Here is a 22316-nt window from a genome sequence, read left to right as displayed (position 1 = left end):
TCTCTGCTCTGCTCGCCAGTTCGCTGGCGAGATGCTCCAACCCTCATTGACCCTGTTGTTATTTTTTTGGCCCGTCCATCGCTGGACGGGCCTTTTTTTATTTAAAAACTCTGGTTAACCCGCGCCAGCCCGGCGTCGACCGTCTCTACCTGTCCGGTCGCCAGCAGGCAGCAGGCCATCTGTAGCTTCAGAGCGTGCGGCACCGCTTCACGCCCGGCCAGGCAACTCTCTATCCAGCGGGCGGTCGTTTCAGGATCTTTGGCCTGCGGCAGGGAGACGTCGCTGTTCTCCTCTCCGCGCTCCAGCACCACCCGGGTTCCCGCCGTCGGGTCAATCAGGGTTTGCTGCGGGCAGCGCTGCGGGTTGGCATACACTTCCCCTTCGGTGCCGTGCATCAACAGCCCCCGACCGCCAATATCGGCAAAAAAGGTCGCCACGCGGGTGACGTACTCCGGGTGCGAGACGCTGGAGAGGCGCAGGGCGGCATCTTCCGCAAAGGGCGTCGCCAGCTTGGCGAGGGTATGGGCGCTGTTGCGCACCCCCATCCGCCAGCGCATCGCCAGCTGTTTTTCCAGCGGCGGGCACAGGGTGCTCACCGGAATATAGACCGGATGATGCCCCTCGAGCTTCGCCTGCGCCTGGCCGCCGTGACGTGTCGGCTCGATGCCCAGCAGGGTAAAAATGGTTTCCGTCAGCACGCGGGTGGGATCTTCACTTATCCCGTGTACCACTACCGGAAACCCCAGCTTGTTCAGCAGAATAGCCAGCAGCGGGGTCAGGTTAGCCTGCTTGCGCGCGCCGTTATAGCTCGGGATCACCACCGGCATCGGCTTCGCCACCGGAGGCGTCAGGCGCAGGGTTTGCGCCTGCATCGCTTCGTAGAAACCGCGCATTTCGGCTTCGCCTTCGCCCTTAATACGCAGGGCAATCAGAATGCCGCCCATCTCCAGATCCGGTACCTCGCCGTTCAGCATCGCGGTATAGAGCGCCCGGGCGGTCTCCTGATCCAGGTCGCGGGCGTGGTTTTTCCCCCGCCCGACCTCTTTGATAATTTTGCGATAATCCACGTTCTTTCTCCTTGTGACATCTTGTTAACACTATAGCGTTGATAAGGCGCCATCGGACAGACATTTCTCTTATCGCTGCCGGGCGGCAATAACACCATCCCCTTGTAATTTCAGTAAAAATAAAAATTCAACCGTTATCGGAATCACTATTGACCCGACCAATAGTTATCCGAAATTAATTAATTACGTAAATTATCTACCCGGTAAAAAGTTGCCCCACTTTTTACCGCAGTTCATCACAACGGATGTTATTACCCCCGGAATTTATTCAGGAATTATTATGCGTAAAATTGTCTCCGGCACCTTTATTGCCACTGCATTATGTTGTTCTGTCTCTGCCTGGGCTGCAAACAGCGGCGAGGGACAGATTAATTTCACTGGCGAAATCATCGACTCCGCCTGTCAGGTGGTGAATGGCGTCAGCAGCCCGCTGGATGTTTCCCTCGGCAAAGTCTCACAAACGGCCTTTACCGGTTCAGGCTCGACCACTTCAACCACCCGTTTTGATATCCAGCTGAAAGACTGCCCGGAAACCATCACCAGCGCGGCGATCACCTTTGGTGGCTCCGCTGACGGTACCAACGCCAACGTGCTGGCGGTAACGCCAGGCACCGGTGCCGCCACCGGCGTCGGTATCCAGCTGCTGGATAAGACAGAAAATCCACTGAGCCTGTACACCGCCTCCACCAGCTATACGCTACAGTCCGGCACCACCACCAACGATCTGGTGTTTGGCGCACGCTATATCCAGACCGGCAGCACCATCACCGCCGGCCCGGCGAATGCGGTCTCCACCTTTACCGTCATGTACAACTAATCCTGCGCTGCCTGGCCCTCTGCGGTCAGGCACCGCCTGCTTTATCAGAGTCCCGCCATGCGTAAATCTGTTTTCATCGCCGCCCTGTTATTCATTACCACCGCCGCTCACGCCGGGGTGATTATCGAAGGGACCCGTCTAATCTATCAGGGAGATAAAAAAGAAGCGTCGTTAGGGCTTTCCAACCCGGATAACCTCGACTATCTGGTGCAATCCTGGGTGGAGAGCGCCGATTCTGCGCGGAATAAAGCGCCGTTTCTTATCACCCCGCCGCTGTTTCGCCTTGATGGCAAACAGGACAACATCCTGCGCGTGGTGCGCACCGGGGGCACGTTGCCGACCGATCGCGAATCGCTCTACTGGCTGAATATCAAATCCATTCCGTCCACCTCCCGGGAAGAGAGCAGTAACACCCTGCAAATCGCCATTAAAACGCGAATCAAACTGATCTACCGCCCGAGCGGGATTAACGGCAAACCGGACGAGGTGGCGGGTAAATTACGCTGGCATAAGCAGGGCAATAGCCTGGTGGTGAGCAACCCGACGCCCTTTTACATGAACTTCCAGACCATCACCGTCGGCGGTAAAAAAGCCGACAATGTGACCTGGGTGGCCCCCGACAGCGACGCGCACTTTGCCGTGCCGGGCGGCATCACCGGGAGCACGGTTTCCTGGAAAATCATCAACGACTACGGCGCGGTAAGCCACGCCTGGTCTGCGCCTTTGCACTAAGCCCGACGCCGCCATGCCCTGGGACTACTCCACCAAAGCACCCCGTCACCCCGGGCGCGCCCTGCTGATTGCGCTGGGCTGCGCGATACTGAGCGTGGGCGTGCAGCAGGTGCTGGCGGAGGATTATTTCAACCCGGCCCTGCTGGATATCGATACCCCCGGTCAGGGCAAAACCGACCTCTCAGTGTATGAGAAGGGCCCCGGCATCGCGCCGGGGAGCTATCAGGTGGATGTCTACGTCAATAACAACAAAGTAGCCAACAGAAAGATCGCCTTTGGCCTGCAACAGGCGGCCAGCGGGCCGGCCACCCTGCAACCCTGCCTCTCGGTGGAGACCCTTAAGAGCCTGGGTATCCGGAGCGATAAATTCAGCGGCACAAAGAATGACGGCTGTGTCGATCTCTCTGGGTTACCTGCCGCCAGCGCCACCTTCCGCCCCGGCCAGCAGCAGCTGCTGCTGAGTATCCCCCAGGCGGCCATCACCCCGGTTCCCCACGGTTACGTGGCGCCGGAAGAGATGGACAACGGGATCAACGCCTTTCTGCTGAACTACAGCTACTCCGCCGGGGATAGCCGCAGCCGGGGCGAAGATGATGACCACCAGCGCAATGACTACCTGAACCTGCGACCGGGGCTGAACCTCGGCGCCTGGCGCCTGCGTAACTACTCGACATGGAGCCAGACCCGGGACGATCGCACCGCGCAGCGCGATTTTTCCTCCGTCTACAGCTATGCCCAGCGCAATATCCTGTCGCTGGGCAGCGTCGTCACCCTCGGGCAAAGCGCCACCCCCTCGGACGTGTTTGACAGCCTGTCGTTCACCGGAGCGCAGATCGCCTCGGACGACGACATGCTGCCGGACAGCCTGAAAGGCTTCGCCCCGCGCATTCGCGGCGTGGCGCACAGCAATGCCCAGGTGGTGGTGCGCCAGAACGGCTACGTGATCTATCAGAATTACGTCGCACCCGGCGCGTTCGAGATTCACGATCTCTACCCCACCGGCGGCAGCGGCGATCTGAACGTCACCGTCAAAGAGACCGACGGTAGCGAGCAGCACTTCGTGGTGCCTTACGCCTCTGTGCCGGTGTTGCAGCGTGAAGGCCGGTTCAAATACAGCCTGACCGGCGGGCGCTACCGCAGCTATGACCACAGCGTGGAGCAGACGCCATTCCTGCAGGGGACCGGGATCTACGGTCTGCCGTACGATATCACCGCCTATGGCGGCCTCCAGACCAGCCAGTATTACGATGCCCTGGCGCTCGGCACCGGGAAAAATATCGGTGACTGGGGGGCTTTTTCAGTGGATATAACCGCGGCGAAATCGCAGATGCAGGGGCAAAAAACCTCCCGCGGCCGCGCCTGGCGGGTGCGCTACAGCAAAGATTTCGTCACCACCGGCACCCACTTTACGGTGGCCGGGTATCGCTACAATAGCGCTGGGTTTGCCACCCTGGCAGACGTGTTCGACTCCCACACCGCCAACGACGACTGGACGCCAGCCGACAGGCGACGCGACCGCCAGGAGGCGACCCTCGATCAGTCCCTGGGCGGCTCTCTGGGGTCGATGACGTTAAGCCTGGTGAAAGAGAACTACTGGCACAGCGACCAGGGCATGACCTCGCTGAGCATTGGCTATAACGGCAGCTGGCACGGCATCAGTTACGGTATCAACTACGGCCTGAGCAAAAACACGCAGGATGAGGACGACGACGACCAGCGGGAGAACGAGCAGACCTTCGGCTTTAACCTCTCCGTCCCGCTGGATCGCTGGCTGAGCAATACCTGGGTCAATTACACCTTCAACAACAGCAAAGATGACACCAGCCAGAGCGTCGGCCTCAACGGCACCGCGCTGGCAGACAATAATCTCAGCTGGGGGGTGCAGCAGGGCCACAGCCACGCGTCCGGCTACAGCACCAGCCTGAACAGCGATTACAAAGCCACCTACGGCGAAATGACGGCGGGCTATTCCCGGGATAACCAGCAGCGCCAGCTCAACCTCGGCGTGCAGGGCAGCATGATTGTCCACGCCCACGGCGTCACCTTCGGCCAGCCGATGGGAGATACCGTGGCGCTGGTGGAGGCGCCGGGAGCCAGCGGAACCGGGATCGACAACCAGACCGGGGTCAAAACCGACTATCGTGGCTATGCCATCGTGCCTTACGTCACGCCGTACCATCACAACACCGTGGCGCTGAATACCGAAAGCCTGCCCGCCGGGGCCGACGTCGGCCAGGCGGCCAAAGTCATCACCCCAACCCGGGGGGCGATTGTACGTACTCACTTTGATACCCGCGTCGGCAGCCGGGTGCTGCTGACTCTCACCCGGGGTGACGGTCGTCCGGTGCCCTTTGGCGCCACGGCGGCACCGGCCCACGACAGCGGCGAATTTATCGTTGGCGATGGCGGCGAGGTCTACCTGACCGGGATGCACGCCCGCGGCCAGGTCAACGTCAGCTGGGGCAAAGGCGCAGACGCGCACTGCTCCGCCCACTATCAACTGCCCTCCCGCACTGCCGATCCGGTGATTAGCGTCACCGCCCAGTGCACCTGACGGCGTCGAGGAAAAGATGAAACCACTCCGTTACGGCTGTGTGCTGGCCCTGTTTGCCGCCCTGCTGCTGGTTATGCCGCCGGCCTTAGCCGCTTGTTCCACTGCGGATCTGCCCTGGACCGCCACGCCGGGGACGCTGGCGGTACCCGCTACCCTTGGGGTCGGCAATGCTATCCCGGGCTCCGCCCGCTCCCATAGGGTAAAAGGGACATGTGATGCCGCCGACAGCGGCAGGCCGATCACCGCCTGCCATCTGGGCGTAGGAGAAGAGGTGCCTGGGATGCCCGGGGTCTATCGCAGCGGCATTGAGGGGATCGGTATTGAGCTGCTGAACAGCGCCGGCCAGCCGGTGCGCGGTCGCGCTGCCCACTGCGACAGCCGCAGCACGCCGCTGGGCTACGTCAGCAGTGACGGCAGCTTCAGTGTGCCGCTCTCGATGCAGCTGATCAAAACTGCCACCACCACCGGGCAACAGACGACGGTACGTAACGGTATCTGGTCCCTGGGCATCTACCCCGATCGGACCCTGGGCCAGCTGAATGCCGTGCGCTACGGCGGCAGCATGTCGCTGAAGGCCACCACCTGCTCGGTGGATCCGAAAAGCCTGGTCGTTACCCTGGGGGATTTTCCGCTAAGCGGCTTTACCCATCGCGGCAGCTTTACCAGCTGGAAAGCGTTCAATGTGACGGCGATCTGTACCGACACGGTGACCATGACAGCCCGGGTCACCAGCCCCAATGGCGCGACCACGATCAGCGATGGGAATGATGTGCTGAACCTGACGCCAGGCCCCGACAGCGCCAGCGGGGTGGGCGTAAGAATGACCCTCGGCGGGGTCGTGTTGCGCTACGACTACCCCATCCCCTTTGGCGATGAGACCGTACCCAACCAGCCGTTTACGCTGCCCTTCCAGGTGCAGTATTACCAGACTGGCGCTCAGGCAACCGCCGGGCGAGCCAATACCCTTGCCACCATCGACATTGAATACCAGTGAGATCCCCGATGAAATACGTTGCCCTGCTACTGCTGCTGACCAGCGCGTCTGCCCCGGCCACCGACGTGATCCTCAGCATCAAAGGCAATATTTACGACACCGCCTGCGAGGTGGACAGCGCCAGCCAGAACAAGGTGGTCGATCTCGGCCAGGCCGTTGCCAGTGATTTTAAATCGGTGGGGGACACCGGGGTGTGGAAGAACTTTGATATTACCCTCTCGCATTGCCCGCAAAACCTGACCCTGGCGACGATCAACCTGGAGGGGCAGCGCGACACCCTCCACCCGTTTAAGTTTGCCAACACCGGCACGGCCAGAGGGCTGGCGCTGGAGCTGGCAGACCGCACCGACGCGATCATTCTGGCGCCGGAAGCGCACTTCAATGCGGTGGTCGACCCGGTCACCCACACCGCCGATTTCCCGATGGCGGCACGCTATTACGCCTCGCATACCACGGTCAGCGCGGGCGAGTTTTCAAGCGTGGTGCAGTTTACCTTCACTTACCAGTAGGACCGCGCCTCTTGGCATGGATGCTTTTTTTACGCCCGGCGGCAAGTTTAGTCGGGCGTTTTTTTACTTCCGGCACCTCGGGCTGTTCGATGGGGAACACCGGCAGCGCATTCAGCAGCCGCTTGCCGTAATTTTTGGTCAGCAGGCGTTTATCGTAGATCACCACCTCGCCCCAGCAGCTATGGCTGCGGATCAGACGCCCGACCTGCTGAATCAGGTTAAACGACGCCGCCGGCAGGCTCTGCACTTCAAACGGGAAGCGGTTGAGGCTTTTCAGCCACTCTCCCTCGGTCAGCACCACCGGACTGTCGATGGGCGGGAAGGCAATCTTGTGGATGTGCACCTGGGTCAGGTAATCACCCTTCAGATCCAGCCCCTCCGCGAACGACTGGAGCCCCACCAGCACGCTGCGCTCCCCGCTGTCTATCCGTTTACGGTGGAGTTCCACCAGCCGGTAGCGGGGCTGATCCCCCTGCACCAGCAGAAGCAGGCGCAGATCGGTGACGAAGGTTAAAAAGAGATTCATCGCCCGGGCGCTGGCGAACAGCACCAGCATGCCGGGGTATTTTTTGCTTTCCAGCTGTTCGCGGAAGTAGGCCGCCATCTCGGCAAGATGCTGCTCTTCGTTGTCGATCAGCGGCTCAAACTGCATGCGCGGGATCACCAGCTTGCCCTGCTCGCAGTGGTTGAACGGCGAATCGAGGGCCACAAAACGATCGCCCGCTTTCTCCTTCAGGCCGCTCATCTCCTGCAACCGCGAGAAGCTGTTCAGCGAGCGCAGCGTGGCGGAGGTGACCACCACATGCGGGACGCTGCGCCAGAGCAGTTTTTCCAGCTGATCGCTGACGCGAATGCCCGCGCAGTGGAAGAAGAGATGCACCTGCCCCTCCCTGACTTCCCGCGTCGCCCACTTGGTGACCGGCGCGCCGGAGGCCTGGGCCATCGACGCCAGCCGCCACAGCTTGCTCTGCCCTTCGAACATGCCGAGCGCACGGTTCATCTGCAACAGTACCCGGTGCACACGCACCACGTCATGGGTGCCGGTCTTTTCACTGAGATCGTTTAAAAACAGCTCCGCCAGCCCGCGCAGTTTTTCGATAAGCTGCGCCAGCTCGCGGCAAAGGGTCATGATCTCATCCGGCAGCTCGCCCATCTCAAAGCGGTGCTCCGCCTCCTGTCCGGGCGGGAGATAGAGATTGAGGATGTTATTCAGCGAGGCGATATGGGTGTAAATGGTTTCGCAGTGCTCGCTGAGGCGCTCCGGGACCGCCAGCGGCGGGATGGTTTTCGGGCGGAACTGATCCATGCAGGTGGCAACCAGCTTGCAGAAGAGATCCAGCTGCAGGCGGAACCAGGGAGCGGTGATCTCGGCGCTCATCTCCAGCGCATCGCGGGCGACGTCCGGCAGATGATGGCCTTCATCCAGCACCAGCAGCAGATGTTTCGGGTCCGGCAGTACCGCTTCGCTCTCCATGGCCGCCATCACCAGGGCGTGGTTGGCGACCACCACTTCGGCCTCCTGAATTTCACGGCGGGCGACAAAGAACGGGCATTCGCGGTAGTAGTGGCAGTTGCGGTTCAGGCAGCTGGCTTTATCGGTGCTGAGCCTGCGCCAGAGATCGTCGCTGATGGCCTGATCGGTGTGATCGCGCAGGCCGTCCCACTTGTAGCCGTCGAGATCGGTCTTCAGCTTTGCGCACTGCTCCTGCTCGGCCTTGTTGTTAGGGGTCAACTCGTCATCGAGAAACGCCAGCAGATCCTGCTGGGTCGGTTCGCTGCTGGCAAGGGCGGCCAGATTGCGCGGGCAAACGTAACGCCCGCGCCCGAAGGCGGCGGTAAAGCGCAGCTCGGGGATAATCTTGCGCAGCAGGGGCAGGTCTTTACTGTAGATCTGATCCTGCAGGGCTACGTTGGCGGTGCTCACCACCAGCGTCTTTTGTTCTTCCCGGGCGATAGCGATGCCGGGGATCAGGTAGGAGAGGGTTTTACCGACCCCGGTCGGGGCTTCAATTGCCAGATGTCGCCCCTCGTCACCGGCCAGCGTTTTTGCCACATCGGCAATCATCTGCCGTTGCGGTGCGCGGGGGATAAAGTCGGGGATCTGCTGTTGCAGCGCCTTATACCAGGCGGCAATTTGCGCTTTCAGCGCGGCGGTTAAAGCCATGATGGACCTGAAATACTGTATAAACAGCCACTATTGTGGCACTTTCTTAGGCGGGCCGCAAAAGAAAAGCCCGGCTTTACGACCGGGCTTCCAGATTACTGTGCGCTGGCAGGTTTGCGCGGACGGCGTCGGCGCTGGCCTTCCCCGGCCGGTTTCGCTTCACCGTCGCGACGCGGTGGCTTGCTGGCCGCTTTCGGCGCGCCGCCTTCGCTACGGCGCGGCTGCTGCTGACCACGACCGCCGCCGCCCTGCCCGCGTCCACCGCCCTGACCGCGACCGCCACCCTGGCGACCGTTCTGGATCGGCTCAGCTTTGATCGACGGATCCACGTCATAACCCGCAAGGGCGATGCGCGGGATCTCTTTCTTCAGCAGGCGTTCGATATCGCGCAGCAGTTTAATTTCATCCACACAGACCAGCGACAGCGCTTCGCCGGTGGCCGCTGCACGACCGGTACGGCCGATACGGTGGACGTAATCTTCCGGGACGTTCGGCAGCTCGTAGTTGACCACGTGCGGCAGCTCTTCGATGTCCAGACCACGGGCGGCGATGTCGGTCGCCACCAGCACGCGGATATCGCCGGATTTAAAATCTGCCAGCGCGCGGGTACGTGCGCCCTGGCTCTTGTTGCCGTGGATAGCCGCGCTGCGGATCCCGTCTTTGTTCAGCTGTTCTGCCAGATGGTTTGCGCCGTGCTTGGTGCGGGTGAAGACCAGCACCTGCTGCCAGTTGCCTTCGCCAATCATCTGCGACAGCAGCTCGCGCTTGCGCTTTTTGTCCACCATGTGCACATGCTGGGTCACCTGCTCGGAGGCGGTGTTGCGGCGCGCCACTTCCACTTCCAGCGGGTTATGCAGCAGTTTTTCCGCCAGGCCTTTGATCTCGTCGGAGAAGGTAGCGGAGAAGAGCAGGTTCTGGCGGCGGGTCGGCAGTTTTGCCAGCACGCGGCGAATATCGTGAATGAAGCCCATGTCGAGCATGCGGTCGGCTTCGTCGAGCACCAGGATCTCCACGCTGTCGAGCTTGACGGCGTTCTGGTGTTCCAGATCAAGCAGGCGGCCCGGGGTCGCTACCAGCACGTCCACGCCGCTGCGCAGTTTCATCATCTGCGGGTTAATGCTGACCCCACCGAACACCACCAGCGAGCGGATGTTGAGATAGCGGCTGTACTCACGCACGTTCTCACCCACCTGGGCAGCGAGTTCACGGGTCGGGGTCAGGATCAGGGCGCGCACCGGGCGACGGCCCTTGGCGTGCGGCTCTTTCTGAATCAGGCGTTGCAGCAGCGGCAGGGTAAAGCCGGCGGTTTTACCGGTCCCGGTCTGGGCGCTGGCCATCAGGTCGCGGCCGGCCAGCACGGCAGGAATGGCCTGCTGCTGAATAGGGGTAGGTTCGCGGTAGCCCTGCTCTTCTACAGCACGCAGGATTTCCGGGTTCAGGCCAAGGGTATCAAAAGACATAACAACTCCGAACCGCCCCGACCATTTCAGGTGTAGTTTTCAGGGAGATAATGACAAATAGAAGGACAAAAACCACGGTGTCGCGAAGCAGCGGAGTGTAGCAGCTTTTGTGACGTGGCGCATAAAATATCCCGCAAACAGATGCATCCACGCTATTACGTAGGCCGGGCAGACGCAGTGCCGCCCGGCGCAACATTGAACAAGCGGACTGGACAAGCTCAAAAAACAGTCATAATCTTAATCAATCGATTGATTAAGATTATATGCCCTATGAATCCGATCCCGACCACCACTAAAGGCGAACAGGCCAAAAGCCAGCTGATTGCCGCCGCGCTGGCGCAGTTTGGCGAATACGGGCTGCATGCCACCACCCGCTATATCGCTGCCCAGGCGGGGCAGAACATCGCCGCCATTACCTACTATTTTGGCTCGAAAGAGGATCTCTACCTCGCCTGCGCCCAGTGGATCGCCGACTTCATTGGCACTCACTTTCGCCCGCACGTGGAGACGGCCACTGCCCTGCTGGACGAGCCCGCGCCGGATCGCGCCGCCATTCGCGAACTGATTTTAACCGCCTGCAACAATATGATTCAGCTGCTGACCCATGACGATACGCTGAACCTGAGTAAGTTTATCTCACGGGAGCAGCTCTCGCCTTCCGCCGCTTACCAGCTGGTGCACGATCAGGTTATCGCCCCGATGCACACCCACCTGACCCGGCTGGTGGCTGCCTATACCGGTCGCGACGCCAGCGACACGCAGACCATCCTGCATACCCATGCCCTGCTGGGCGAAGTGCTCGCCTTTCGCCTCGGGCGGGAAACCATTTTGTTACGCACCGGCTGGACCGAATTTGATGAGGATAAAGCCCTGCAGATAAGCCAGGTCATCACCTGTCATGTCGATTTGATCCTGCAGGGGTTAACGCAAAGGAGCCTGGAGTCATGAAAAAACCGGTTGTCATTATTGTGGCAGCGATCGTGGTGCTGGCCGCCGGGATCGGCGGCTGGCTGTGGTATCAGAGTCAGCAGGATAAAACGCTGACTCTCTACGGCAACGTCGATATCCGCACCGTCAACATGAGCTTTCGCGTCGGCGGACGGCTGGCGTCATTAACCGTGGACGAAGGGGATACCATCGCCGCCGGGCAGACGCTGGGCGAGCTGGACAAGGCCCCGTACCAGAATGCCCTGATGCAGGCCCAGGCGGGCGTCTCCGTGGCTCAGGCGCAATACGATTTGATGCAGGCGGGCTACCGCGACGAAGAGGTGGCCCAGGCCGCTGCCGCCGTCAAACAGGCCCAGGCCGCCTATGACTATGCGCAGAACTTTTATAACCGTCAGCAGGGGCTGTGGAAAAGCCACACCGTGTCGGCTAACGATCTGGAGAATGCCCGCTCCTCGCGCGACCAGGCGCTGGCAACCCTGAAATCTTCCCAGGATAAGTTGCGCCAGTACCGCTCCGGCAACCGCGAGCAGGATATCGCCCAGGCCAAAGCCAGCCTCGAACAGGCCCAGGCCCAGCTGGCGCAGGCGCAGCTGGATCTGCACGACACCACCCTGGTGGCCCCGGCTAACGGCACGCTGCTGACCCGCGCCGTCGAGCCCGGCAGCATGCTGAACGCGGGCAGCACGGTGCTGACCCTCTCCCTGACCCGCCCGGTGTGGGTGCGGGCCTACGTCAATGAAGCCAGTCTCGGGGAGGCTAAACCGGGGCGCGAAGTGCTGCTCTATACCGACGGCCGCCCCGACAAGCCTTATCACGGGAAAATCGGCTTTGTCTCCCCTACCGCCGAATTCACGCCGAAAACCGTGGAAACCCCGGACCTGCGCACCGATCTGGTCTATCGCCTGCGCATTATCGTCAACGATGCCGACGACGCCCTGCGCCAGGGGATGCCGGTAACGGTCAGCTTCGATAATGGGCAAGCCCATGAGTGACGCGGTGATCCAGCTCACCGGGCTGGTTAAACGCTTTGCCGGGATGGAGAAGCCCGCCGTCGCGCCGCTCGACTGTACGCTGCAGAAAAGCTACGTCACCGGGCTGGTCGGCCCAGACGGCGCGGGCAAAACCACCCTGATGCGAATGCTGGCCGGGCTGCTGAAGCCCGACGAAGGGACAGCCAGCGTGCTGGGGCTGGATCCCATCCAGGACGATCGCGCCCTGCATGCGATGCTGGGCTACATGCCGCAGAAGTTCGGCCTGTACGAGGATCTGACGGTGATGGAGAACCTGACCCTGTACGCCGATCTGCGCAGCGTCACCGGCGAGACGCGGCAGAAGACCTTTCAGCGCCTGCTCGACTTTACCGCGCTGGGTCCCTTCACCGATCGGCTGGCGGGCAAACTTTCCGGCGGCATGAAGCAGAAGCTGGGGCTCGCCTGCACCCTGGTAGGCGAACCGAAGGTGTTGCTGCTGGACGAGCCCGGCGTTGGGGTGGATCCCATCTCCCGCCGCGAGCTGTGGCAGATGGTGCATGAGCTGGCGGGCGACGGGATGTTGATCCTCTGGAGCACCTCGTACCTCGACGAAGCAGAGCAGTGCCGGGACGTGCTGCTGATGAACGAAGGGGAGCTGCTCTATCAGGGCGATCCGACTAAGCTGACCCAAAGCATGACCGGGCGCAGCCTGTTACTGCACTCGCCCCATGAGAACAACCGCCGCCTGCTGCAGCGGGTGCTGAAGCTGCCCCAGGTGAGCGACGGGATGATTCAGGGAAAATCGGTGCGGGTGATCCTCACAAAAGAGGCCAGCGCCGACGATCTGCGCCAGAGTGCGGATCTGCCGGATCTGCACATCGAGGAGACCGCCCCGCGCTTTGAAGATGCCTTTATCGATCTGCTCGGCGGCGCGGAGACCGCCGAATCCCCGCTCGGGGGGATCCTGCATACCGTGGAGGGCACCCCGGGCGAGACGGTGATAGAAGCCAAATCTCTGACCAAAAAATTCGGCGATTTTGCCGCCACCGACGACGTGAATTTCGCGGTGAAGCGCGGCGAAATCTTCGGCCTGCTGGGCCCCAACGGCGCGGGCAAATCCACCACCTTCAAAATGATGTGCGGCCTGCTGGTGCCCACCGCCGGAAAGGCGCTGGTGCTGGATATGGATTTGAAGGTCAGCTCCGGCAAGGCGCGCCAGCACCTGGGCTACATGGCGCAAAAATTCTCCCTGTACGGCAACCTGACGGTGGAGCAGAACCTGCGCTTCTTCTCCGGGGTCTACGGCCTGCGCGGGCGGGCGCAGAATGAAAAAATCAATCGCATGAGCGAGGCGTTTGGCCTGCGCCAGGTTGCCAGCCAGGCCACCGACGCGCTGCCCCTCGGGTTTAAGCAGCGGCTGGCGCTGGCCTGCTCCCTGATGCACGAGCCGGATATTCTGTTCCTCGATGAACCCACCTCCGGCGTCGACCCCCTCACCCGCCGCGAGTTCTGGCTGCATATCAACAGCATGGTGGAGAAAGGGGTTACCGTGATGGTCACCACCCACTTTATGGACGAGGCGGAGTACTGCGACCGCATCGGGCTGGTGTACCGCGGCAAGCTGATCGCCCACGGCACGCCTGACGATCTCAAAGCTCAGGTGGCGGACGAGCAACAGCCCGACCCCACCATGGAGCAGGCCTTTATTTCGCTGATTAACGACTGGGATAAGGAGCATGGCCATGTCTGATACCGCCCTCTCCTGGCGTCGGGTGCGCGCCCTGTGCATCAAAGAGACGCGGCAGATTGTGCGCGACCCGAGCAGCTGGCTGATTGCGGTGGTGATCCCCCTGCTGCTTTTGTTTATCTTTGGCTACGGCATTAACCTCGACTCCAGCAAGCTGCGGGTCGGGATCCTGCTGGAGCAGCGCAGCGAAGAGGCGCTCGACTTCACCCACGCCATGACCGGCTCGCCCTATATCGACGCCACCATCAGCGATGACCGCCAGCAGCTGATCCAGATGATGCAGGCCGGGCGCATTCGCGGGCTGATCGTCATTCCGGTGGATTTCGCGGCCCGCATGGCGCGCCCGGGCGATACCGCCCCGATCCAGGTGATCACCGACGGCAGCGAGCCGAACACCGCCAACTTTGTGCAGGGCTACAGCGAAGGGATCTGGCAGCTGTGGCAGATGCAGCGGGCGGAAGACCGCGGTGAAACGTTCGAGCCGCTGATCGACGTCCAGACCCGGTACTGGTTTAACCCGGCGGCCATCAGCCAGCACTTTATTATCCCCGGCGCGGTGACCATTATCATGACGGTTATCGGCGCGATCCTCACCTCGCTGGTGATCGCCCGGGAGTGGGAGCGCGGCACCATGGAGGCGCTGCTCTCCACCGAAGTGACGCGCACGGAACTGCTGCTGTGCAAGCTGATCCCCTACTACTTCCTCGGGATGCTGGCGATGCTGCTGTGCATGCTGGTGTCAGTGTTTATTCTCGGCGTGCCCTATCGCGGCTCGCTGCTGGTGCTGTTCCTCATCACCAGCCTGTTTTTACTCAGCACCCTGGGGATGGGGCTGTTGATCTCCACCGTCACCCGCAACCAGTTTAACGCCGCCCAGGTAGCGCTGAATGCCGCCTTCCTGCCGTCGATTATGCTGTCCGGGTTTATTTTCCAGATCGACAGTATGCCGGCGGCGATCCGTGCGGCAACCTACATTATCCCGGCGCGCTATTTCGTCAGCACCCTGCAAAGCCTGTTCCTGGCGGGCAATATTCCGGTGGTGCTGATTGTGAATCTGCTGTTTTTGATTGCGTCGGCGGTGATGTTTATCGGGCTGACGTGGATGAAAACCAAACGGCGATTAGATTAGGTTGCGCCCGGTGGCGCTGCGCTTACCGGGCCTACGGGTCTCGTTGATTTTGTAGGTCGGGTAAGCGAAAGCGCCACCCGACAAGAGGACGACACTATGTTTCACCGTTTATGGACCTTGATCCGCAAAGAGCTACAGTCCCTGCTGCGCGAACCGCAGACCCGGGCGATTTTGATTTTGCCGGTGCTGATCCAGGTGCTGCTGTTCCCGTGGGCGGCCACCCTGGAGGTGACCAACGCCACCATCGCCGTCTATAACGAAGATAACGGCAAACATTCGGTGGAGCTGACCCAGCGCTTCGCCCGCGCCAAAGCCTTTACCCACGTGCTGATCCTCAACAGCCCGCAGGAAATACAGCCGACCATCGACACGCAAAAGGCGCTCTTGCTGGTGCGCTTCCCGGCCGATTTTTCCCGCAACCTCGACACCCTGCAAACCGCCCCTATGCAGCTGATCCTTGACGGGCGTAACTCCAACAGCGCGCAGATCGCCGCCAACTACCTGCAGCAGGTGGTGAAGGAGTATCAGCAGGAGCTGATGGAGGGCAAACCGAAGCCGAACAACAGCGAGCTGGTGGTGCGCAACTGGTACAACCCGAACCTCGACTACAAATGGTTTGTGGTGCCGTCGCTGATCGCCATGATCACCACCATCGGGGTGATGATCGTGACGTCGCTGTCGGTGGCCCGCGAGCGCGAACAGGGCACGCTGGATCAGCTGCTGGTCTCTCCGCTGGCGACCTGGCAGATCTTCGTCGGCAAAGCGGTTCCGGCGCTGATTGTGGCCACTTTCCAGGCCAGTATCGTGCTGGCGATTGGCATCTGGGCCTATCACATCCCCTTCGCCGGTTCGCTTCTGCTGTTCTACTTCACGATGGTGATTTACGGGCTGTCGCTGGTGGGCTTTGGGCTGCTGATCTCGGCGCTCTGCTCGACTCAACAGCAGGCGTTTATCGGGGTGTTTGTCTTTATGATGCCGGCGATTTTGCTCTCCGGCTATGTCTCGCCGGTGGAGAATATGCCGGTGTGGCTGCAGAACTTAACCTGGGTAAACCCGATCCGTCATTTCACCGATATCACCAAGCAGATCTATCTCAAGGATGCGAGTCTGGACATTGTGTGGGGAAGTTTGTGGCCGCTACTGGTGATAGCGGCCGTGACGGGGTCAGTGGCGTACGCGATGTTTAGACGCAATATCGCGTAGCTTTTTGTCTTTGGTTAACAGTGAAACCACCGCTGGCCCGGCCAGGATCGCCAGGCCTGCAACGGCCAGTAAAAAGTTGTTTTGCAACACGCGTGACAACAGCCACAGCACAATCACTGCCGCACCGAAATACCAGGTGGTGGTGAGCTCTTCGAGCACATCCGCCACTTCGCGCCAGCGTTCTTCATGATGACGCTGTAAAAAGAGCATCAGCAGTACGGTTACGCCGTACAGCACGCATAAACCTAAGCCGACGCGCACCAGGGTGCCGCTCATCCAGGCCATCACCAGTACGGCCACCACCAATAAATGCAACATAATCTGCCAGCAACTCAGGCCGGTCGCGACGCGTATGCGTTGTTGCCACTTCATGGCACTCTCCTGAAGGATTTTACTCTGCTTGTTCAGACTATCGCACTTTACGGAAAATTCCGTAACACAGCACCTTTTTGTGACGACGACTACACTTTATTTTCATCAGGATAGTGACGCGGGAAGGAGTGTATGACCCAACAAACCCGGCATTTTTCGCTTAAAGTCTTAACGATCAACATTCATAAAGGATTCGCGGCGTTTAACCGCCGTTTCATTCTGCCCGAACTGCGCGACGCCGTACGTACCGTCAGCGCGGATATCGTCTGTCTGCAGGAAGTGATGGGGGCCCATGAAGTGCATCCGCTGCACGTAGAGAACTGGCCCGACACCAGCCACTACGAATTTCTCGCGGACACCATGTGGAGTGATTACGCCTACGGGCGCAACGCCGTCTATCCCGAAGGGCATCACGGCAATGCGATCCTCTCCCGCTATCCCATCGAACACTTTGAGAACCACGATGTCTCGGTTGGCGAGAGTGAAAAACGCGGGCTACTCTACTGTCGGGTTGCCGTGCCGGAGCTGGCCATGCCGCTGCATGTGGCCTCGGTGCATCTGGGCCTGCGGGAAGCACACCGCCAGGCGCAGCTGCAGATGATGGCCGACTGGGTCAACGCCCTGCCCGAGGGCGATCCGGTCGTGGTGGCCGGGGACTTTAACGACTGGCGTCAGCGCGCCAGCCATCCGCTGAAAGCGGAGGCCGGGCTCGAAGAGGTGTTTACCCTCGCGCACGGCAGGCCTGCCCGCACCTTCCCGGTCAGGTTCCCGCTGCTGCGTCTCGATCGTATCTATGTCAAAAATGCCCATGCCAGCAGCCCTACCGCGCTGGCACTGAGTAACTGGCGTCACCTTTCCGACCATGCGCCGTTAAGTGCGGAGATTCATCTATGAAATGTTCATGGCAAAGCGGCAACCGGATTAAGCTGCTGGAAAATGGCGATCAATATTATCCGGCGGTATTTGCCGCCATCGATAAGGCCCAGAGTCGGGTGCTGCTGGAGACCTTCATCTGGTTTGATGACAGCGTAGGCCGCAAGCTGCATGCCGTTATCCTACGCGCAGCCCAGCGCGGCGTGCATATCGAAGTGCTGCTGGACGGCTACGGATCCCCCGATCTCGATGACGACTTCGTCGGGGAACTCACCGCGGCAGGCGTGGTGTTCCGTTACTACGATCCACGCCCTCCTCTGTTCGGCATGCGTACCAACGTGTTCCGCCGCATGCACCGTAAAATTGTGGTGGTGGATGAGCAGGTGGCCTTTGTCGGCGGGATTAACTACTCCGCTGAACATATGTCGGACTACGGTCCGGAAGCCAAACAGGATTATGCCGTCCAGGTCGAAGGCCCGGTGGTGCAGGATATTTTGCAGTTTGTCGTGGAAAACCTGCCCGGCAAAGCCGCCGTGCGTCGCTGGTGGAAGCGGCGTCATCGCGCCGAAGAGAACAGGAAACCGGGCGAGGCCCAGGCGCTGTTCGTCTGGCGCGATAACGAAGAGCACCGGGACGATATTGAGCGGCACTATCTCAAGATGCTGACCAACGCCCGGCGCGAAGTGATCATCGCCAACGCCTACTTCTTCCCCGGCTATCGCCTGCTGCACGCCATGCGTAACGCGGCGCGGCGCGGCGTTCGGGTGAAGCTGATTGTGCAGGGCGAGCCGGATATGCCGATCGTCACGGTGGGCGCGCGCCTGCTGTACAACTATCTGGTGAAAGGTGGGGTCGAGATTTACGAATACCGCCGCCGTCCGCTGCACGGCAAGGTGGCGCTGATGGACGATCACTGGGTGACCGTCGGCTCCAGCAACCTCGATCCCCTCAGCCTGTCGCTGAATCTGGAGGCCAACCTGATTATTCACGATCGTGAGTTTAACCAGACCCTGCGCGACAATCTCTCCGCCATCATCGCCGAGGATTGCGTTCGGGTTGATGAGACGATGGTACCGAAACGCACCTGGTGGAATCTGGGCAAAAGCGTGGTGGTGTTCCACTTCCTGCGCCATTTCCCGGCGCTGGTGGGTTGGTTGCCGGCCCATACGCCCAAGCTGGCGCAGGTGCCGCCCCCGGTACAGCCCGAAATGGAGACCCAGGATCGGGTCGAGGCAGGTAACACGGGAGTGAAACCCTGATGAGCAAAAAACATTCGCGCTGGCGTCTGGCTAAAAAGATCCTCACCTGGGTATTTTTTATTGCCGTTGCGGTGCTGCTGGTAGTTTACGCGAAAAAGGTCGACTGGACTGAAGTCTGGAAGGTTATCCGCGACTATGACCGTGTATCGCTCCTGAGCGCGATTGCGCTGGTGGTGCTGAGCTATCTGCTGTATGGCTGTTACGACCTGCTCGGGCGGGTCTACTGCGGGCATAAGCTGGCCAAACGCCAGGTTATGCTGGTGTCGTTTATCTGCTATGCCTTTAACCTGACCCTGAGCACCTGGGTCGGGGGTATCGGGATGCGCTACCGGCTTTACTCCCGCCTCGGGCTGCCCAGCAGCACCATTACCCGCATCTTCTCCCTGAGTATCACCACCAACTGGCTGGGCTATATCCTGTTGGGCGGGGTGATCTTTACCGCCGGGGTCGTTCAACTGCCCGACCACTGGTACATAGACCAGACGACGCTGCGCATTCTCGGCGTAGTATTGCTGCTGGTGATTGCCGTTTATCTGTGGGCCTGCGCGTTTGCGAAGCGGCGCCATGTGACGATCAAAAAGCAAAAGCTGGTGCTCCCCTCCTGGCGTTTTGCAATGGCGCAGATGGGTATTTCAGCCGGTAACTGGATGGCGATGGGGGCGATTATCTGGCTGCTGATGGGCGAAGATGTGAATTACTTCTTCGTGCTGGGAGTGTTGCTGGTGAGCAGCATCGCCGGGGTGATTGTCCATATTCCGGCCGGCATCGGCGTGCTGGAGGCGGTATTTATCGCCCTGCTGGCCGGGGAGCATGTCTCTCACGGCACCATCATTGCCGCCCTGCTGGCCTACCGCATGCTCTATTACTTCCTGCCGCTGGCACTGGCGACGGTCTGTTATCTGGTGCTGGAGAGCCGGGCGAAGAAACTGCGGGCTAAAAACGAGCAGCAGATGGCGAAGTAATGATGGGAAATGCCGGGTTGCGCAGCGCCGCCGGGCAGATTTGTAGGCCCGGCAAGCATCGCGCTGCCGGGCATCACCCTTAACGGCGGTTGCCGAAGATGCGCAGCAGCATCAGGAACAGGTTGATGAAGTCCAGATAGAGGGTCAGCGCCCCGAGAATCGAGTACTTACGCAGGTTTGAACTGTCACGCACGTCAATCTGCTCTCCGATATTTTTCAGCTTCTGCGTGTCGTAGGCCGTCAGGCCGACAAACACAATCACCCCGATATAGGTCACCGCCCACATCAGCGCTTCGCTCTTCAGCCAGAAGTTCACCAGCGAGGCCAGCACGATACCAATCAGCGCCATAAACAGCATGTTGCCAAAGCCGCTCAGGTCGCGTTTGGTGGTGTAGCCGTAGAGGCTCATCGCGCCAAACATCCCGCCCGCCACCACGAAGGTGCTGGCAATGGAGGAGTAGGTATAGACGATGAAGATGCTGGAGAGCGTCAGGCCGGTAAGCGCCGAATAGAGCATGAACAGCGTGGTCGCCATCCCGGCACTGAGCTTATGCACCAGCCCGGAGAGAACAAACACCAGCGCCAGCTGGGCGATAATCAGACCAAAGAAGGTAATTTTGCTGGAGAAAACGAACATCATTACGGCAGGCGTGTTTGCTGAAAACCAGGCGACAAACGCGGTAAGCAGCAATCCGCAGGTCATCCAGCCATAGACCTGCGCCATATAGGTTTGCAGGCCGCTGCGGGTCTGCACGATGGAATCGGAACGGGGAAATCTGTCCATAACGCACTCCTTTTTAAGTGGACACACTGTTATAGACTAACACATCCCGCCAATCCGGCTACCAGCGGCTGGCAGCATCCTTGTCGCTGTCCCGGGACTCTACCCAGCGATCCCCTTCCGGGGTGGCTTCGCGCTTCCAGAACGGGGCGCGGGTTTTCAGATAATCCATAATAAACTCGCCTGCGGCAAAGGCGCTGCCGCGATGGGCGCTGGTGACGCCCACGAAGACGATCTCTTCCCCGGGCCACATCTCGCCGATGCGGTGGATCACCGTTACCCGGCCGAGCGGCCAGCGCTCGCGCGCCTGGTCGACGATCTCCGCCAGCGCCTTTTCGGTCATGCCCGGATAGTGCTCAAGGGTCAGGGCCTTCACGCTGTCGCCCAGATTATGGTTGCGCACTTTGCCGGTGAAGGTGACCACCGCCCCGTCTTCGTCGCGCTCCGCCAGCCAGCTGTACTCCGTGCCGACGTTGAAACGCGCCTGATCGACCACGATTTTGGTGTCAGTCATCTCAACCTCCGGTCACCGGTGGAAAGAAAGCCACCTCATCGCCCGGTTTGACCGGATGAGTGAACTCCACCAGCGTCTGGTTGACCGCCGCCAGCAGTTTGCCCGCGTCCAGCGCCAGCGCCCAGCGGTCGCTCTGCGCCGCCAGATGCGCGCGCAGCGCTTCCACGCTGTCGAACTTAGTATCCAGCGTCAGGCTGTCGGTGTTCACCAGCTCGCGCACCTGCGCAAAAAACAGTACCTTAATCATTCTCTTCCACCCTGAAATCCCCTGATTTACCGCCGCTTTTCGCCAGTAGGCGAACCGGACCGATGACCATATCTTTCTGCACCGCTTTGCACATGTCGTAGATAGTCAATGCCGCCACGGAGGCAGCGGTTAAGGCTTCCATCTCCACCCCGGTTTTTCCCGTCAGGCGGCACAGTGATTCGATGCGCACCCGGTTATGCTCCGGCTCGGCCCGCAGGTTGACCTCGACCTTGCTCAGCATCAGGGGATGGCACAGCGGGATAAGATCCCAGGTGCGTTTCGCCGCCTGGATCCCGGCGATCCGCGCCGTGGCGAAGACGTCCCCTTTGTGGTGGCTGCCGTCAACGATCATTGCCAGCGTCTCGGGAAGCATGGTGACGAACGCTTCCGCGCGGGCTTCACGCACGGTCTCGGCCTTGGCGGAGACATCCACCATATGCGCTTCGCCAGCGGCGTTAATGTGGGTCAGTTGCGACATAGCTTACTTCTTCAGATGAGGATGGAAATTACACGGACGCGTACGGGCATCCAGCTGCGGAGCAATGATGTTTTCCCATGCGGTACGGCAGGCTTTAGTGGAGCCCGGCATGGCAAAAATCACCGTATTGTTGGCGATCCCGGCCACGGCGCGCGACTGCAACGTGGAGGTGCCAATCTCTTCGAAGGAGAGCATGCGGAACACTTCCCCGAAGCCTTCAATCTCACGATCGAACAGCGGCAGCAGCGCCTCGGGGGCCTGGTCGCCCGCGGTAAACCCGGTGCCGCCGGTGATCAGCACTACCTGAACGTTGTCGCTGGCGACCCAGCGCGACACTTCCGCGCGAATGGCGTAGCGGTTCTCTTTGACGATGCTCTTGTCGACGATCTGATGCCCCGCCTCATGGGCCGCATCGCGCAGCCAGTGGCCGGAGGTATCATCCTCTTCGCCGCGGCGTTCGGAAACGGTAAGGATAGCAATACGCGTCGGGATAAATTCAGCGCTTACCTGACTCATCTTCTGGTTCCTTTTGCGA

At 60.5% G+C, this 22316-nt stretch carries 22 protein-coding genes; 13 read left to right on the top strand and 9 right to left on the bottom strand.

Annotated features, from left to right (window positions below; translation table 11 throughout):
* Positions 1 to 101 precede the first annotated feature (101 nt).
* Positions 102 to 1067 (bottom strand): DNA-binding protein YbiB, encoded by a 966-nt coding sequence (gene ybiB, locus ACP4QI_RS06470; protein WP_142488778.1) that lies wholly within the window; start codon positions 1065 to 1067, stop codon positions 102 to 104.
* 280 nt (positions 1068 to 1347) lie between these two features.
* On the opposite strand from ybiB, the gene ACP4QI_RS06465 reads away from it, so the two are divergent.
* The 5 genes from ACP4QI_RS06465 to ACP4QI_RS06445 are packed head-to-tail and all read left to right on the top strand — an operon-like array spanning position 1348 to position 6673.
* Positions 1348 to 1884 (top strand): fimbrial protein, encoded by a 537-nt coding sequence (locus tag ACP4QI_RS06465; protein WP_142488777.1) that lies wholly within the window; start codon positions 1348 to 1350, stop codon positions 1882 to 1884.
* 57 nt (positions 1885 to 1941) lie between these two features.
* On the top strand, positions 1942 to 2616 hold the full coding sequence (locus tag ACP4QI_RS06460) for a fimbrial biogenesis chaperone (protein ID WP_231312824.1): 675 nt from the start codon (positions 1942 to 1944) through the stop codon (positions 2614 to 2616).
* 13 nt (positions 2617 to 2629) lie between these two features.
* The gene (locus ACP4QI_RS06455) at positions 2630 to 5170 is read left to right on the top strand and encodes a fimbria/pilus outer membrane usher protein (protein ID WP_426495032.1); all 2541 of its coding nucleotides are present in this window, start codon (positions 2630 to 2632) and stop codon (positions 5168 to 5170) included.
* Between the two features lie 16 nt (positions 5171 to 5186).
* Complete coding sequence (locus ACP4QI_RS06450; RefSeq protein WP_426495033.1) at positions 5187 to 6164, top strand: fimbrial protein; 978 nt, start codon at positions 5187 to 5189, stop codon at positions 6162 to 6164.
* Positions 6165 to 6172: 8 nt separating this feature from the next.
* Entirely contained in the window at positions 6173 to 6673 is a 501-nt protein-coding gene (locus ACP4QI_RS06445; RefSeq protein ID WP_426495034.1) for a fimbrial protein, read from the top strand.
* Here the strand turns inward: ACP4QI_RS06445 and dinG are convergent.
* Together dinG and rhlE are read right to left on the bottom strand one after the other, a co-directional pair.
* Complete coding sequence (gene dinG, locus ACP4QI_RS06440) at positions 6660 to 8837, bottom strand: ATP-dependent DNA helicase DinG (protein WP_426495035.1); 2178 nt, start codon at positions 8835 to 8837, stop codon at positions 6660 to 6662. The genes ACP4QI_RS06445 and dinG overlap by 14 nt on opposite strands.
* Positions 8838 to 8932: 95 nt before the next feature.
* Positions 8933 to 10297 carry an ATP-dependent RNA helicase RhlE gene (gene rhlE / locus ACP4QI_RS06435; protein WP_142488771.1) on the bottom strand — a complete coding sequence of 455 codons (1365 nt, stop codon included), beginning with the start codon at positions 10295 to 10297 and terminating at the stop codon, positions 8933 to 8935.
* A 270-nt stretch (positions 10298 to 10567) separates the two neighbouring features.
* On the opposite strand from rhlE, the gene cecR reads away from it, so the two are divergent.
* The 5 genes from cecR (at position 10568) to ACP4QI_RS06410 (ending at position 16295) form a co-directional block, all read left to right on the top strand.
* A complete protein-coding gene (cecR, locus tag ACP4QI_RS06430; protein ID WP_426495036.1) occupies positions 10568 to 11245 on the top strand; it encodes a transcriptional regulator CecR in 678 nt (225 codons plus the stop codon).
* On the top strand, positions 11242 to 12237 hold the full coding sequence (gene hlyD / locus ACP4QI_RS06425; protein ID WP_426495037.1) for a secretion protein HlyD: 996 nt from the start codon (positions 11242 to 11244) through the stop codon (positions 12235 to 12237). The genes cecR and hlyD overlap by 4 nt, the downstream gene beginning before the upstream one ends.
* The gene (locus ACP4QI_RS06420; RefSeq protein WP_426495038.1) at positions 12230 to 13966 is read left to right on the top strand and encodes an ATP-binding cassette domain-containing protein; all 1737 of its coding nucleotides are present in this window, start codon (positions 12230 to 12232) and stop codon (positions 13964 to 13966) included. Before hlyD ends, ACP4QI_RS06420 begins: the two co-directional genes overlap by 8 nt.
* Positions 13959 to 15092 carry an ABC transporter permease gene (locus tag ACP4QI_RS06415; RefSeq protein WP_142488767.1) on the top strand — a complete coding sequence of 378 codons (1134 nt, stop codon included), beginning with the start codon at positions 13959 to 13961 and terminating at the stop codon, positions 15090 to 15092. The genes ACP4QI_RS06420 and ACP4QI_RS06415 overlap by 8 nt, the downstream gene beginning before the upstream one ends.
* Before the next feature lie 96 nt (positions 15093 to 15188).
* Positions 15189 to 16295: an ABC transporter permease gene (locus ACP4QI_RS06410; protein WP_426495039.1), complete on the top strand. Its 1107-nt coding sequence runs from the start codon at positions 15189 to 15191 to the stop codon at positions 16293 to 16295.
* Here the strand turns inward: ACP4QI_RS06410 and ACP4QI_RS06405 are convergent.
* Positions 16257 to 16667, bottom strand: coding sequence for a YbhQ family protein (locus tag ACP4QI_RS06405; RefSeq protein ID WP_142488765.1), 411 nt, complete (start codon positions 16665 to 16667; stop codon positions 16257 to 16259). The two genes, ACP4QI_RS06410 and ACP4QI_RS06405, sit on opposite strands and share 39 nt — an antisense overlap.
* A 132-nt stretch (positions 16668 to 16799) precedes the next feature.
* On the opposite strand from ACP4QI_RS06405, the gene ACP4QI_RS06400 reads away from it, so the two are divergent.
* Genes ACP4QI_RS06400 through ACP4QI_RS06390 form a run of 3 tightly spaced genes read left to right on the top strand, consistent with a single transcriptional unit; the run spans position 16800 to position 19761 of the window.
* Positions 16800 to 17561, top strand: a complete 762-nt coding sequence (locus ACP4QI_RS06400) for an endonuclease/exonuclease/phosphatase family protein (protein ID WP_285128291.1) — start codon at positions 16800 to 16802, stop codon at positions 17559 to 17561.
* A complete protein-coding gene (gene clsB / locus ACP4QI_RS06395; protein ID WP_142488763.1) occupies positions 17558 to 18799 on the top strand; it encodes a cardiolipin synthase ClsB in 1242 nt (413 codons plus the stop codon). Before ACP4QI_RS06400 ends, clsB begins: the two co-directional genes overlap by 4 nt.
* Positions 18799 to 19761, top strand: coding sequence for a lysylphosphatidylglycerol synthase transmembrane domain-containing protein (locus ACP4QI_RS06390; protein WP_142488762.1), 963 nt, complete (start codon positions 18799 to 18801; stop codon positions 19759 to 19761). The genes clsB and ACP4QI_RS06390 overlap by 1 nt, the downstream gene beginning before the upstream one ends.
* A gap of 79 nt (positions 19762 to 19840) precedes the next feature.
* Here ACP4QI_RS06390 and ACP4QI_RS06385 read toward each other — a convergent pair whose 3' ends face one another.
* The 5 genes from ACP4QI_RS06385 to moaB are packed head-to-tail and all read right to left on the bottom strand — an operon-like array spanning position 19841 to position 22297.
* The gene (locus ACP4QI_RS06385; RefSeq protein ID WP_156263245.1) at positions 19841 to 20545 is read right to left on the bottom strand and encodes a Bax inhibitor-1/YccA family protein; all 705 of its coding nucleotides are present in this window, start codon (positions 20543 to 20545) and stop codon (positions 19841 to 19843) included.
* 58 nt (positions 20546 to 20603) lie between these two features.
* Positions 20604 to 21056 carry a molybdopterin synthase catalytic subunit MoaE gene (gene moaE, locus ACP4QI_RS06380; protein ID WP_231312834.1) on the bottom strand — a complete coding sequence of 151 codons (453 nt, stop codon included), beginning with the start codon at positions 21054 to 21056 and terminating at the stop codon, positions 20604 to 20606.
* A gap of 1 nt (position 21057) precedes the next feature.
* On the bottom strand, positions 21058 to 21303 hold the full coding sequence (gene moaD / locus ACP4QI_RS06375; protein WP_426495040.1) for a molybdopterin synthase sulfur carrier subunit: 246 nt from the start codon (positions 21301 to 21303) through the stop codon (positions 21058 to 21060).
* Positions 21296 to 21781 carry a cyclic pyranopterin monophosphate synthase MoaC gene (gene moaC, locus ACP4QI_RS06370; protein WP_426495041.1) on the bottom strand — a complete coding sequence of 162 codons (486 nt, stop codon included), beginning with the start codon at positions 21779 to 21781 and terminating at the stop codon, positions 21296 to 21298. The genes moaD and moaC overlap by 8 nt, the downstream gene beginning before the upstream one ends.
* A gap of 3 nt (positions 21782 to 21784) precedes the next feature.
* Positions 21785 to 22297 carry a molybdenum cofactor biosynthesis protein B gene (gene moaB / locus ACP4QI_RS06365; protein WP_156263243.1) on the bottom strand — a complete coding sequence of 171 codons (513 nt, stop codon included), beginning with the start codon at positions 22295 to 22297 and terminating at the stop codon, positions 21785 to 21787.
* Positions 22298 to 22316 lie beyond the last annotated feature (19 nt).

It is taken from the genome of Leclercia sp. TB492 (genome assembly GCF_049974505.2).
Lineage (GTDB): Bacteria > Pseudomonadota > Gammaproteobacteria > Enterobacterales > Enterobacteriaceae > Enterobacter > Enterobacter adecarboxylatus_C.
Note: the sequence above shows the minus strand (reverse complement) of the source record. Positions and strands in the feature narration are given on the sequence as shown.